Annotated in this window: 12 protein-coding genes; 8 read left to right on the top strand and 4 right to left on the bottom strand. The window is 71.2% G+C overall.

The features are described from left to right. Window positions 1–532 precede the first annotated feature (532 nt). On the bottom strand, window positions 533–973 hold the full coding sequence (locus N8J89_RS21690; protein ID WP_283658819.1) for an anthrone oxygenase family protein: 441 nt from the start codon (window positions 971–973) through the stop codon (window positions 533–535). A gap of 137 nt (window positions 974–1,110) precedes the next feature. Here N8J89_RS21690 and N8J89_RS21685 point away from each other — a divergent pair, with 137 nt between their 5' ends. Together N8J89_RS21685 and N8J89_RS21680 are read left to right on the top strand one after the other, a co-directional pair. Then, on the top strand, window positions 1,111–2,067 hold the full coding sequence (locus tag N8J89_RS21685) for an AraC family transcriptional regulator (protein ID WP_283658818.1): 957 nt from the start codon (window positions 1,111–1,113) through the stop codon (window positions 2,065–2,067). Between the two features lie 66 nt (window positions 2,068–2,133). Next, window positions 2,134–2,961: an MOSC domain-containing protein gene (locus tag N8J89_RS21680; protein WP_283658817.1), complete on the top strand. Its 828-nt coding sequence runs from the start codon at window positions 2,134–2,136 to the stop codon at window positions 2,959–2,961. 9 nt (window positions 2,962–2,970) lie between these two features. On the opposite strand, the gene N8J89_RS21675 is transcribed toward N8J89_RS21680, so the two are convergent. Then, window positions 2,971–3,963 carry a DUF695 domain-containing protein gene (locus tag N8J89_RS21675; protein WP_283658816.1) on the bottom strand — a complete coding sequence of 331 codons (993 nt, stop codon included), beginning with the start codon at window positions 3,961–3,963 and terminating at the stop codon, window positions 2,971–2,973. A 102-nt stretch (window positions 3,964–4,065) separates the two neighbouring features. Between N8J89_RS21675 and N8J89_RS21670 the strand changes: the two genes are divergently transcribed. Both N8J89_RS21670 and N8J89_RS21665 read left to right on the top strand, forming a co-directional pair. After that, window positions 4,066–4,635, top strand: coding sequence for a DinB family protein (locus N8J89_RS21670; RefSeq protein ID WP_283658815.1), 570 nt, complete (start codon window positions 4,066–4,068; stop codon window positions 4,633–4,635). A 34-nt stretch (window positions 4,636–4,669) separates the two neighbouring features. After that, window positions 4,670–5,692 (top strand): tyrosine-type recombinase/integrase, encoded by a 1,023-nt coding sequence (locus N8J89_RS21665; protein WP_502868314.1) that lies wholly within the window; start codon window positions 4,670–4,672, stop codon window positions 5,690–5,692. Window positions 5,693–6,270: 578 nt separating this feature from the next. On the opposite strand, the gene N8J89_RS21660 is transcribed toward N8J89_RS21665, so the two are convergent. Beyond that, on the bottom strand, window positions 6,271–8,565 hold the full coding sequence (locus N8J89_RS21660) for a GH92 family glycosyl hydrolase (protein WP_283658814.1): 2,295 nt from the start codon (window positions 8,563–8,565) through the stop codon (window positions 6,271–6,273). 184 nt (window positions 8,566–8,749) lie between these two features. On the opposite strand from N8J89_RS21660, the gene N8J89_RS21655 reads away from it, so the two are divergent. Next, on the top strand, window positions 8,750–9,457 hold the full coding sequence (locus tag N8J89_RS21655; protein ID WP_283658813.1) for an SDR family oxidoreductase: 708 nt from the start codon (window positions 8,750–8,752) through the stop codon (window positions 9,455–9,457). Here the strand turns inward: N8J89_RS21655 and N8J89_RS21650 are convergent. After that, complete coding sequence (locus tag N8J89_RS21650; RefSeq protein WP_283658812.1) at window positions 9,438–9,866, bottom strand: protein-tyrosine phosphatase family protein; 429 nt, start codon at window positions 9,864–9,866, stop codon at window positions 9,438–9,440. The two genes, N8J89_RS21655 and N8J89_RS21650, sit on opposite strands and share 20 nt — an antisense overlap. A 196-nt stretch (window positions 9,867–10,062) precedes the next feature. On the opposite strand from N8J89_RS21650, the gene N8J89_RS21645 reads away from it, so the two are divergent. From N8J89_RS21645 to N8J89_RS21635, 3 genes are all read left to right on the top strand, one after another. Continuing rightward, on the top strand, window positions 10,063–11,211 hold the full coding sequence (locus N8J89_RS21645) for a Cmx/CmrA family chloramphenicol efflux MFS transporter (protein WP_283658811.1): 1,149 nt from the start codon (window positions 10,063–10,065) through the stop codon (window positions 11,209–11,211). A gap of 12 nt (window positions 11,212–11,223) precedes the next feature. Further along, window positions 11,224–12,051, top strand: a complete 828-nt coding sequence (locus tag N8J89_RS21640; RefSeq protein ID WP_283666218.1) for a pentapeptide repeat-containing protein — start codon at window positions 11,224–11,226, stop codon at window positions 12,049–12,051. Between the two features lie 110 nt (window positions 12,052–12,161). Continuing rightward, window positions 12,162–12,296: a hypothetical protein gene (locus tag N8J89_RS21635; RefSeq protein ID WP_283658810.1), complete on the top strand. Its 135-nt coding sequence runs from the start codon at window positions 12,162–12,164 to the stop codon at window positions 12,294–12,296. Window positions 12,297–12,342: the final 46 nt, after the last annotated feature.

Below are 12,342 nucleotides of genomic sequence, written 5' to 3'. Positions count from 1 at the left end.
CTCGCAGCGCGTCGTCCGTCGCGCTGACAGCCAACGCGGACGGCCCGCAGCGGTCGGTGCACTCGATGCTCGTGTCGACGGACGGTCGACGCGCAGCCAAGCGGTTGGGTGAGTCCAGACGGCGGCTGGCAGAGCTGACAGGCGAGTCGTCGAGTGGCAGACGGCGCTGAGAGCCCCAGATCATCGTCCCGGCCGCATCCCGGCATCCCGGGTCCTTACGTCACTGTGACGCTAGTTAGCCCTGGAGGTGTGCGGATTCAGGCCATCGCTCGATCTGCGCCTGATCATCCGCACATCACCTCCGCTGAGCCCCAGCCCGAGACGCCACCCTCGGCTGCCAAGGTCACCCCCGGCAACAAGGAGTTTCGTCGGAACGGCCGTCCTGGCGAACCTGAGCGACCCGCCAGAGAGCGGCATCCCCCGAGGGCACAGGGCCGCTATCGCTACTGGTCAGACGGGTGTTTCGTGCATAACCGTCATTATGCACGAATCCATAAGAATTACGGGGGAGTAAACAGTCAGGCGGATTTCGTCACGCCAGGGCGTACAGCACCGTCGCCCCCAGGCAGGCCGCCGTGCGCAGGTGGTTCCACGCCGTCCACCGCCGCAGGTACCCGCTCCACAGCTCCTGTCCCGCCGCCGTGGCCGGGTCGCTGGCCTCCAGGGCGTTGTTCATCGGGACGTTCACGATCGCGGTCACCGCGAGCATCCCCCCTACCACCAGCACGGCGGCGATGGTCGGCAGCACGGCGAACTCCCCCACCACCGCGACCGCCGCGGCGGTGATCGGCGCGCCCAGGAAGGCCAGCAGGAACAGGGGGTTGACGATGGTGCGGTTGAGTTGGCGCATGGTGTCGGCGGCTTCGGCCGGTGGGCGTTTGGCGAGGGCGGGCATGACGACCGCCGAGAAGGTGAAGAACAGGCCGGTCAGGACGGCTGTGGTGGTTTCGGCGGCGACGGTCAGCGCGGTCATGGTGTCCTCCCAGTGTTGTGCAGTGCGTCCAGTCTGGATGCCGTTGGGCGGATGATCCATGCTCGTGGCGCGGAATTTTGTGCTCGTGCGTCCAGCTGGCGTGGACGTTGGGCAAGGTCGGGCCGATACTCGGTCAGGTGGCTGTCACCTCTCCCCTGGCCCTGGTCGGCGATCCGCTGGGCGCCGCGCTGCACCACCTGCGGATGGACGGGGCCTGTTACTTCCGGTCCGAGCTGACCGAACCGTGGCGGCTCAGCCTGCCGCCGATGGGCGACTGCCTGTGGTTCCACGTCGTCACCTCCGGGCGGTGCTGGCTGGCAGTGCCCGGCGAGGAACCGCGCCTGCTGCAGCCCGGTGAGCTGGCGCTGGTGCCGCACGGGCAGGGGCATGACCTGTGGAGTGCGCCGGGGCTGCCCGCTCCCCCGGCGATCCAGGACATCCCGCACGAGTTCGTCAGCGAGCGGTACGCGGTGCTGCGGCACGGCGGGGGTGGCGCGCCGGCGAGCTTGGTGTGCGGGGCGGTGCGCTTCGACCATCCGACCGGGTACGGGCTGATGGCGCTGCTCCCCCGGCTCATGGTGGCCGCCGATCCGGCGCTGGAGAGCACGTTGCGGCTGTTCGCGGAGGAGGCGCGGGTGCTGCTGCCCGGTGGCGAGACGGTGATCACGCGGCTGGCGGATGTGCTGGTCATCCAGGGAATCCGGAGCTGGCTGGCCAGTGCGCCCGAGGCGCGGGCCGGGTGGCTGGGGGCGTTGCGGGATCCGCAGGTGGGGCGGGCGGTGGCGCTGGTGCACCGGGAGCCGGCGCGGGCGTGGACGGTGGCGGGGCTGGCTTCGGCGGTGGCGATGTCGCGGTCGGCGTTCGCGGCGCGGTTCACCGAGCTGGTGGGTGAGCCGGTGATGGGGTACGTGACGCGGTGGCGGATGCACGTGGCGGCTGGCCGGTTGCGGGCGGGCGAGGTATCGGTGGCTGAGGTGGCGCGGGAGCTGGGGTACCGGTCGGAGGCGGCGTTCAGCCGGGCGTTCAAGCGGGTCGCCGGGGTCTCCCCCGGTTCGGTGCGGCGGGCGGGGCCGCCGGTGGGGTTGCCGAGCTAACTCTGCCGGTGGTGAAGGTGGCGATATTCGAGTCCTGGTGGTGGGGCTGGGCGGTAGTTTCGGGCTGTGGCGAGGGTGTTGGAGCTGAACTACTTCCCGATCAAGGGCTGTGCCGGGGTGTCGGCGGCGGATGTGTCGGTGACGCCGGCCGGGCTGGCGTTCGACCGGAGTTTCATGGTGGTCAGCCCGGAGGGGGTGTTCCGGTCGCAGCGGCGGGATCCGCGGCTTGCGCTGGTGCGACCGTCGGTGCTGGGCGGCGGTGAGGTGCTGCGGCTGGCGGCCGAGGGGTTCGAGCCGGTGGAGTTCGAGGTGGCCGCGACCGGGCAGGGGCGGCCGGTGGAGATGTTCGGGGATCCGTACCGCGGGATCGACCAGGGTGAGGTGGCCGCGGCGTGGTTGTCGGCGGTGGTGGGTGATCCGTGCCGGTTGGTGCGGGTGCCCGCGGACCATGACCGGGTCACCGATGGGTTGACGCCGGGGACCTCGGGTTTCGCGGACAGCAGTGCGGTGCACCTGTTGTCAGCGGCCTCGTTGGCCGGGTTGAACGAGCGGATGGTGGCGGCGGGGGCGGTGGCGCTGCCGATGGCGCGGTTCCGGCCGAACATCGTGGTCGACGGGTGGGACGGGCCGCACGTGGAGGACGGGTTGCGGCGGCTGCGGGTCGGTGATGTGGAGCTGGGCTACACGAAGCTGGCGATCCGGTGTGCGGTGACCACGGTGGACCAGGAGTCCGGGGTGAAGCGGGGGCCGGAGCCGTTGCGGTCGCTGGCGAAGTACCGGCGGGCGGCGCAGGGCGGGGTGGCTTTCGGGGTGAAGTTCGCGGTGACGCGGGTGGGCAAGGTTTCGGTGGGTGATGAGGTGTCGGTGCTGGAGTGGGGCGTGTCCGAGCTGTAAGCCGTGTCCTCAGCGGAGGTGGCTGACCTGGTCCCAGGCGGGGTCGGGCTGGGTGTCCAGGCTGGCGTTGGGCTGGCGCTGGGTCCAGGTGGTGAGGGTGGCCTGGGTGGCGGCGTCGGTGGAGTCGCAGTAGAGGTGCAGGGTGCGGGCGCCGCGGCCGGTTTCGTGGGCGACGAGCAGGACGGCGTTGTCGAGCAGCCGGAGCAGGTCGTCTTCCTGCTGCTGGAGCTCGGCGAGGTCTTCCCCGGTGGGCAGGTCGCGGGGGTCCAGGGCCGGGTAGGTGAGGGTGATGCCGGCGTGCAGGTCCAGCAGTGGGTGGTCGATCCAGCGCAGGGGGCGCATGGCGACCGCGGTGAGCTGGGCGCCGTCCTGTCCCTCCCCTTCCATGACCACCCAGGTGGGTTCGGGGTGGCGGGCGGCCATGGCGTGCACGGTTTCCGGGAGCGCGTCGGCTGGTAGGGCGTCGGCTGGTTCGGCGGTGGCGGTGTTGACCTCGCCGATCCAGCGTTCCAGGTCGTCTTCGCCGAGTAGCCAGGTCAGGGCGAGGAAGGCGACTTGGAGGGCGGCGCTCTCGGGCATGGTGGCGAAGGTGGGGTGGTGCACGGTGACGTCGACGAGCAGGGACTGTTCGTCGACGGTGAGGGAGAGCCGGGTCTGGTCGAGCTCGACTTCCCAGTCGCCGAAGGTGAGCTGCTGGTTGAGCACGTCGGGGTCTGCTTGGCGGGCGGCGCGGTATTCCCAGGTGGTGTCGGGTGGTGGGGCGGCGCGGAGCCAGCGTTCGGTGAGGGGGCGCAGGGCGGGGTCGCCGTTGGCGGTGACGCAGAGTGAGTGCTGGGCCTGGGTGCCGGGGCCGAGCTCCCACTGGAGGTCTTTGTCGATGGCGTTGACCAGGTGGGCCATCTGTTCGGGCAGGTCGCTGAAGTCGCCGGTGTGGATGGCGTTGGCGAGTTGGGTGGCGCCGTCCTGCTGCCACCAGTGCCAGAAGTCCGCGATGCTCTGCATCTCACCCATCCCGCCGTGCGTTCGTGACGGTTGCGCGGTCAACGTAACCGATGCGGGGTTATTGCGTTGCGCATCGGGGCGCGGCGCGTCAGGGTCGCGCGCATGACGCAGGGTGAGCAGGTCGCGGGGTTCGCGTGGTCGAACATGTTCGTGCGGCCGGAGGAGGATCCGCGGACCTTTGACGGGTACAGCCCTGATGAGCGGGTGGTGCTGGCGGGGTATCTGCGGGATCAGCGGTTGACGCTGGAGCTGAAGTGCTCTGGGTTGGACGCTGAGCAGCTGGCGCGGCGGGCGGTGCCGCCGTCGGGGTTGTCGCTGCTGGGGTTGGTGCGGCATCTGGCGGACATGGAGCGGTTCTGGTTCCGGCGGGTGCTGGCTGGTGAGGAGGTGCCGTGGTTGTACCGGCGGGCGGAGTGCCGGGATGCGGACTTCGAGGAGGCGGTGGCGGATCCGGCGGTGGTGGCGCGGGCCTGGGCGGACTGGCGGGCTGAGGTCGAGTACGCGGAGGGGTTCCTGGCCGGGTGTGGGGACCTGGGTGCGGAGCTGGTGGACGCTGATGGGGAGTCGACCTCGGTGCGGGAGGTGGTGATCCATGTGATCGAGGAGTACGCGCGGCACATGGGGCATGCTGACCTGCTGCGGGAGTTGATCGACGGGCGGTTGGGTCAGTAGGTGGTGAGTGGCTGGTCACCGGCCGTGTCGATCTTTGTCGGTGGTGTGCGGTATTCCTCTGGGTGTGTTGTTGTCAGAGGCCCAGGAGTCGTTCTTCCTCGCGCGTCGGTCGCGGAAGGACTCGCCGCACACGACCGCGGCGTATCGGCGTGATCTGGCGGGGATCGTGGTGTTGCTGGCCGATGCGGCCGGGTGTGCGCCCGCGGAGCTGGAGTTGGCTCAGCTGGGGGCGGGTGCGTTGCGGGCGGCGTTCGGGGAGTTCGCGGAGACCCATGCCAAGACCTCGGTGTCGCGGGCCTGGTCGACCTGGAACCAGTTCATGAACTTCTGCGTGGCCGATGGGTTGGTGGCGGGGAATCCGATGGGGGCGGTGGCGCGGCCGCGGCCTGCGCCGTCGATGCCGAAGCCGTTGCGGGGTGAGGACACGCCGGAGCAGTTGTTGTCGGCGGTGGCTTCGGGTGAGCGGAAGTCGCGGGATCCGTGGCCGGAGCGGGACCTGCTGGTGGTGGGGCTGGGGCTGGTGACCGGGTTGCGGTCGGCGGAGATGCGGGCGTTGCTGGTCAGCAGTGTGGTGGGGCGGCCTGGTGAGCAGCGGTTGCACGTGCGGGGCAAGGGCAGCCGGGAGCGGTCGATTCCGATCAGTGCGCCGATGGAGGCGGTGATCGGGCGGTATCTGGCTTCGTGCCGGGCGCGGTTCCCCGGGTTGCGGCTGGGGCGGGAGTCGGCGCTGGTGCTGGATCTGCGGGGTGAGCCGATCGGGCGGGGTGCGTTGCAGTACCTGGTGAGTTGTTGTTATCGGGCGGCCGGAATTCATGACCGGGTGCCGACGGGGGCGAACCTGCACGCGTTGCGGCACACCTTTGCCACCAGGCTGGCTGAGGATGGGGCGAATGCGGCGGAGATCATGGCGTTGCTGGGGCATGCGAACCTGAATACGAGTCAGAACTACATCGAGGCGACGGGCCGGGAACAGCGGGCGGCGGCGGTGGGCAACCGTACTTACCGGGCGTTGGCGAAGGTGGCGGATCCGGGGTCGGCGGGGGTTGTGGAGGGCTGATCCTGGGCGGGTTTCATCCGGAATTGGGGCCGATTACGGGTGTTGTTCACCGGGTTCCGGAAAAGATGCTTGGGAATGGCGGGTTCGTCACTTATCGTGAACGTGTAACCACAGTTGTGACGCTCCCCCGTTCACCTGGAGGTGGCGCCGTGACCAGCCCAGGGCACGGCTTGACGCAGGGTACGACGTCGGTGGTGTCGTGTCCGGAATGTGGCCGGTCTGTTTCGCATCGGATGGAAACGGAACAGCTCCGGGCTGACCTGACCGTGGTGTGGCTGCTGGTGGATGTGGCTTCGGTGGTGCGGGTGCGCCGTTTCTGTGTGGGGTGCGCGCCGCGCGGCGGGGTGCTGAATGTGGAATGCCACGGGTGTGGCGATGGTCCGTTGGTGTGTGCGCCAGGGCCGGATTTGCCGGAGCCGGTGGTGGCGTGGTTGTGCGCGTCGGGTTGGTTGCTGGACGAGCCGGTGACGTGTGCGCGTTGTGCTTCGCGGTCGGTGCCGGAACAGCGGCAGCCGCGGTAGGCGCCGGAAGTTTTTCCGGGCCGACCGCGGCTGTTTTTCGTTATGGGGCAACAGTTGTCACTGATATGAGGGTGGGGCGGCCGCTGGTGTGGTCGCCCAGTTGTGGTCGGGTGTGGCGCGCAGCCGGAAGTGGAGTTCGCCGCCGGTGCGCACGATGCTCTGCGGCAGCCAGGTGCGGGCCCAGGGGCGGCCGTCGAGGTGGAGTCCGGTGATGTAGGGGCGGGCGGCGCCGGCGCCGGGTGCGGTGATGCGCAGCTCGCCGGCGTTGCCGGGCTTGATGGTGATGGCGGGGAACAGCGGGGTGTGCACGGAGAGGTCGGCGGTGCCGGGGGTGACCGGGTAGAGGCCGAGGGCGGACCAGACGTACCAGGAGGACTGGGCGCCGAGGTCGTCGTTGCCGGGCAGGCCGTCGGGGTTGGGGGCGAAGAGCTCGCTCTGGATGCGGCGGATGACGGCCTGGCTCTTCCAGGGCTGGCCGACGTAGTTGTAGAGCCAGGGGGTGGAGAAGTCGACCTCGTTGCCGGACCACTGGTAGGGCTCGTTGGGGCCGACGTTGATCTTGGTGAAGAACTCGTCCATGAGCGGCTGGGCCTTGGTCTTGCCGCCGAGGGCGGTGATCAGGCCGGCGATGTTGTGCGGGACGAACCAGCGGTACTGGGCGGCGTTGCCCTCCTCGAAGCCGTCCTGGCCGAACTGGCCGGGTGGGGGTGGCACGAAGCCGGGTCCGGGCGGGAACTGGCCTTTGCTGTCCTTGGGGCGCAGGTAGCCGGTGTTCGGGTCGAACAGGTTGCGCCAGTACTCGCCACGTTTGGCGAAGGTGGCCGCGGTGGCGTGCTCGCCGAGGGTGCGGGCGAAGCGGGAGATGGTGAAGTCGTCCACGGCGTACTCGAGGGTCTGGGAGGCGCCCTTGCGGACGTGGCCGACCAGGGCGCGGTCGTTGGGGACGTAGCCGAGCTTCTGGTAGTCCTCGATGCCCTGGCGTTCGATGTAGCCCCACTGGACGGGTTCGGCCCTGGTGGCGCCCTTGATCATGTACTGCAGGGCGGTGCGGGTGTCGAAGTCCTTGGCGCCGTAGGCGTGCAGGTTGACCATGAGCGGGACGCTGTTGTCGCCGTTCATCACGCTGGTGTAGCCGTTGGCCATGGGCCAGCGGGGCAGCCAGCCGCCTTGGACGGCGGCCAGCACGAGGCTCTGGGCCATGTCGGAGGCGCGGTCGGGGTAGAGCCAGCCGTGCAGTGGGGCCAGGCTGCGGTAGGTGTCCCAGTCGGAGAAGTTGGCGTAGTGGGTGCGGCCCTTCTCGACTTGGTGGATCTTGCTGTCGAAGCCGATGTAGCGGCCGTCGACGTCGTTGAAGGTGTTGGGGTGGATCAGGGAGTGGTAGAGGGCGGTGTAGAAGGTGGTGCGGTGGGCCGGGGTGCCGCCGCCGATGCGGATGCGGCTGAGGTGTTCGCGCCACTGGGCGCGGGTGGCGGCGCGGACGGGTTCGGGGTCCCAGCCGGGGATCTCGCTGAGGTTGGCGCGGGCGCCGTCGGCGCTGACGTAGGAGAGGGCGACCTTGGCGCGGAGCGGGCGGTCGCTGGGGTCGAAGGTGAGGTAGGCGCCGGACTTGGGGTGGTTGGCGGTGGCGCTGCCGGGGGTGACGGTGCTGCCGTCCCAGGTGCCGTGGGCGGTGAAGGGGCGGTCGAACTTCAGGGCGAAGTAGACGGTGTACTTGTTGCCGCCCTCGCCGCAGAAGCGGCCGCTGGTGGCGGAGCCGGTGACCTCGTCGGGGCCGTTGACCGAGACGGTGGCCGCGCTGTTGCCGGCCAGGCTGGCGCCGGTTTTGACCAGGACCTGGGGGGTGGCGCCGTCGGGGTAGGTGAAGGTGCCGAGTCCGGCGCGGGTGCTGGCGGTGAGCTCGGCGCGGATGCCGGAGTCCTCCAGGGTGACGCCGTAGTGGGCGACCTCGGCGTTCTCGGTGCGGTGGGAGAACTTCTCGGTGCGGTTCCACGGGGTGGCGCCGAGCGCGCCGGCCACGGGCAGGATGGGGATGTCGCCGAAGGCGTGGCAGCCGACGGAGGCGTGGGTGAGGCTGAAGCCGCGGATGGGGCCCAGGTGGTAGTTGTAGCCGGCGTAGTTGCCGTTGTCCGGGCTCCACTGGATCATGCCGAAGGGGGCGGTGGGTCCGGGGAAGGTGTTGATCTCGCCGACGACCGGGCCGCCCTTGCCGGTGCCGATCATCGGGTCGACGTAGTGGGTGGGGTCGGCGACGAGGGTCTGGTCCGGTTCGGCCGCGGTGCCGGGGACGGCGGTGCTGAGCAGGGTGATCGCGGCGAGTGCGCCGATGACGGCGCGGCGGGTTCGTGGTCTCACACGTCCTCCTCGACCATGTCTGACAACGTTGTCAGGATCGGGTGCGAGATTGAGGATGGCCCTGGGCGGGCCTGAGGGACAAGCTTCGAACGGGTGGTAGCGCCCACCACCCATCGGGAGTCTTCCGCCTGGCCGGGAGGCGATCACAGACTTGCCCGTGCTCATCGAGGGAGAAGGGGCGCCGGTGCCGCCGACCCGCGCCCAGGACCAGCCGACGGCGGTGGTCACGGGCGCTTCCCGGGGCATCGGCGCGGAGATCGCCGCCGCGCTGGGAACCAGTCACCGGCTGGTGCTGGGCGGGCGGGGCTCCCCCGCGCTGACCCGGCTGGCGCGGGAGTTGCCGGATGCGCGGGCGTGGCCGGTGAACCTGGCCGATCCGGCGGCCCTGCACGTCCCGCCGGGGGTGACGCGGCTGGACGCGCTGATCCACAACGCCGGGGTGCTGGCCACCGGGCGGGTCGAGGAGTGCGACGGCGGGCTGTGGCGGCGGACCTTCGAGGTCAACGTCTTCGCCGTGGTCGAGCTGACCCGGTTGCTGCTGCCCGCGCTGCGGGCGGCCGGTGGGCACGTGGTGCTGGTCAACTCCACCGCGGGGTTGCAGGCCAACCCGGCGCGCGGGGCCTATTCGGCGAGCAAGTTCGCGCTGCGGGCCTTCGCCGACTCGTTGCGCGCCGAGGAGCCGCGGTTGCGGGTGACCACGGTGTTCCTGGGCCGGGTGGCCACCGACATGCAGCGGGATGTGTGCGCGGTGGAGGGGCTGCGGTACCAGCCGGAGCGCTACCTCTCCCCCGTCACCGTGGCCGAGACCATCCGCGCGCTGCTGGCCATGCCGGGGCAGGCGTGTGCGACCGAGCTGGTGCTGCGGCCGGGGCTCAGCCAGGGAAGCGGCTGACCCAGCGCTTCTGCCAGGGCGTCTCCACCGCGCGCTTGTGGTAGTGCGCGCGGGCCCAGGCGACTGCTTCGGTGGGCGGGATGCCGGAGAGGATGGCCAGGCAGGCGATCACGGTGCCGGTGCGGCCGACGCCGCCGTTGCAGGCGACCTCCACGGCTTGGCCGGTGTGCGCGGCGGCGTGCAGGGCGCGGATGCGGGTGATGGCCTCGGCCTGGTCGCGGGGCAGGCGGAAGTCCGGCCAGTCCAGCCAGTGGTGTGGCCAGGTGAGGGTGTGCTCGTGGCGGGCGCGGAGCTTGGGGCCGCCCAGGTAGAGGCCGAACTGCGGGGCGGGGCCGCCGGGGGCCGGGTTGCGCAGGCCGCGGCCGCGGATGATCACGCCGTCGGGCAGGGTGGTCGCTGCGGTCAACATGATCGAACCCTAGTCGCGGCGGTAATTGCCTCGACCCGGTTTCGCTCTGGGCGATAACGTGCCGCTCGTGCGCAACCCCGAGGCGTCCAGACGCTAGCCACCGGTCCTCGTTCCGGTGGCGTGCTCCTTCACGGCCACCGGCCGGACCGCTCTCGATGAGTCCTTCCTCGAGCCACTGTGGTTGTGGAGCGTTGCTGTGCCTTTGGTGTTGTACCTGCTTGCCCTTGCCGTGTTCGCGCAGGGGACTTCGGAGTTCATGCTGTCCGGTCTGCTGCCGGACATCGCCGCCGACCTGAACGTCTCGATCCCGGCCGCGGGCGCGCTGACCTCGGCGTTTGCTGCCGGGATGATCGTGGGCGCGCCGTTGACGGCGTTGCTGAGCCTGCGCTGGCCGCGCCGGGCCGCGCTGCTGGCCTTCCTGGGCGTGTTCCTGCTCGCGCATGTGGTGGGCGCGCTGACCAGCAGTTATCCGGTGCTGCTCGGCACCAGGGTGATCGCCGCGCTGGCCAACGCCGGGTTCCTGGCGGTGGCGCTGGCGACCGCGACCGGCCTGGTGGCGGCCAACGCCAAGGGCCGGGCGACCGCGGTGCTGCTGGGCGGGGTGACCCTGGCCTGCGTGGCCGGGGTGCCCGCGGGGGCGGTGCTGGGTCAGGCGTGGGGCTGGCGCGCGGCGTTCTGGGCGGTGGCCCTGGTCTCCGCGCCCGCGCTGGTGGCCATCCTGCGCTCGGTCCCGGCCGGTGGCGGCGGGGTGGTGCCGAGCGTGCGGGGTGAGCTGAGCGCGTTGCGGCGGCCCCGGCTGGGGCTGCTGTTGCTGTTGGGCGCGCTGGTCAACGGGGCCACGTTCTGCACGTTCACCTATCTCGCGCCGCTGGCCACCGAGGTCGCCGGGATCGGGGCGGGGTGGGTGCCGGTGGTGCTGGCGGTGTTCGGGCTGGGTTCCTTCCTCGGGGTCAGCCTCGGCGGCCGGCTGGCGGACTCGCGGCCGAGGGCGCTCGTGGTGGCGGGTGGCCTGGCGCTGGTGTGCGGGTGGGCGGTGTTCGGGCTGGTCGCGGCCGATCCGGTGGGCGCGCTGGTGCTGACGCTGGTGCAGGGCACGCTGTCCTTCGCGGTCGGCTCGACGTTGATCTCCCAGGCGCTTTATGCCGCCACCGGTGCGCCGACGCTGGCCGGGGCGTGCGCGACCGCGGCGTTCAACGTGGGCGCGGCGCTGGGTCCGTGGGCCGGTGGGCTGGCCATCGCGGCCGGGTTGGGCTACCGGTCGCCGCTGTGGGTGAGCGCGGGCCTGGCCGGGCTGGCGGTGCTGGCCGGGGCGGTGTCGCGGCGGTGGTTGTGGCCACGGCCGTAGAGTCGGCGGGTGATGTTGCGAGCCGACTGCGCGAACTGCTTTGGCCTCTGCTGTGTAGTGCCCGCCTACTCAGCCTCGGCCGACTTCGCCATCACCAAGCCCGCGGGCACCCCGTGCCCGAACCTGCTGGCCGACTTCCGCTGCGGCATCCACACCCAGCTCCGCGACCGGGGCTTCGCCGGCTGCACCGTCTACGACTGCTTCGGCGCGGGCCAGCACGTCGCCCAGCACACCTACCGGGGCGAGGACTGGCGCGCGCACCCCGAACACGCCCAGGAGATGTTCGCCGTCTTCCCCGTGGTGCGCGAGCTGCACGAACTGCTCTGGCACCTCACCGAAGCCGAACGCTGGCCGGCCGCAGACCCCCTGCGCCCCGACCTGGCGAGCCTGCGCACCGAACTCACCGAGCTGACCCGGCTGCCCCCAGCCGACCTGCTCACCCTGGACGTGGCCTCCCGCTGGCAGGCCGCCGACCCGCTGCTGAGCCGGGCCAGCGAGCTCATCCGCGCCGACTCCCCCGGCCCGGAACGCCGCGGCGCGGACCTGATCGGCGCGGACCTGCGCCGCAAGCGGCTGCGCGGGGCGAACCTGCGCGGCGCCTACCTGATCGGCGCCAACCTGCGGGAGACCGACCTGACCCTGGCCGACCTCATCGGCGCGGACCTGCGCGGCGCCGAGGTCAGCGGCGCGAACCTGTCCGAGGCGCTGTTCCTGACCCAGTTCCAGGTCAACGCCGCCCGCGGCGACAGCGCGACCCGCCTGCCCCCTGGGCTGGACCGGCCCGCGCACTGGACCAGCGCCGCGCGGGCGAAGCGGCCAGGTCCCCGGCGACGGCGCTGACGGTCGGCCCCAGGGGACTTCGGCACGGGCGACGCGCAGCGAGCCGACGGCTCCGCCACCGCGCCTCGGACGCCTTTCACGAGGTGCGGTGCCTACGGGGTACGCGGCCGGTGGACCTGGACGAGGACGGCGCGGCCGCGCCCACCGAGGTGCTGTTCCTGGACGCCGCGATCGCCCTGGCCGCCTGGGTGCCGCAGGTGAGCGCCAAGTATTGGCGACCCGTCGGGGCGGCCCGGTCACCTTGATCCGCGTGATCCGCTCGTCCGCGATGGTGAAGGCCACCGCGAACGT

Source organism: Crossiella sp. CA-258035 (assembly GCF_030064675.1).
GTDB lineage: Bacteria > Actinomycetota > Actinomycetes > Mycobacteriales > Pseudonocardiaceae > Crossiella.
The sequence above is the reverse complement of the archived record's forward strand: the minus strand, read 5'-3'. Positions and strand labels throughout refer to the sequence as shown.

What these genes read in the sequence shown, in the direction of transcription:
- N8J89_RS21650 (WP_283658812.1), bottom strand. Translation starts at nt 9,866, where the DNA reads ATGTTGACCGCAGCGACCACCCTGCCCGACGGCGTGATCATCCGCGGC.
- N8J89_RS21640 (WP_283666218.1), top strand. Translation starts at nt 11,224, where the DNA reads ATGTTGCGAGCCGACTGCGCGAACTGCTTTGGCCTCTGCTGTGTAGTG.
- N8J89_RS21670 (WP_283658815.1), top strand. Translation starts at nt 4,066, where the DNA reads ATGACGCAGGGTGAGCAGGTCGCGGGGTTCGCGTGGTCGAACATGTTC.
- N8J89_RS21690 (WP_283658819.1), bottom strand. Translation starts at nt 973, where the DNA reads ATGACCGCGCTGACCGTCGCCGCCGAAACCACCACAGCCGTCCTGACC.
- N8J89_RS21675 (WP_283658816.1), bottom strand. Translation starts at nt 3,963, where the DNA reads ATGCAGAGCATCGCGGACTTCTGGCACTGGTGGCAGCAGGACGGCGCC.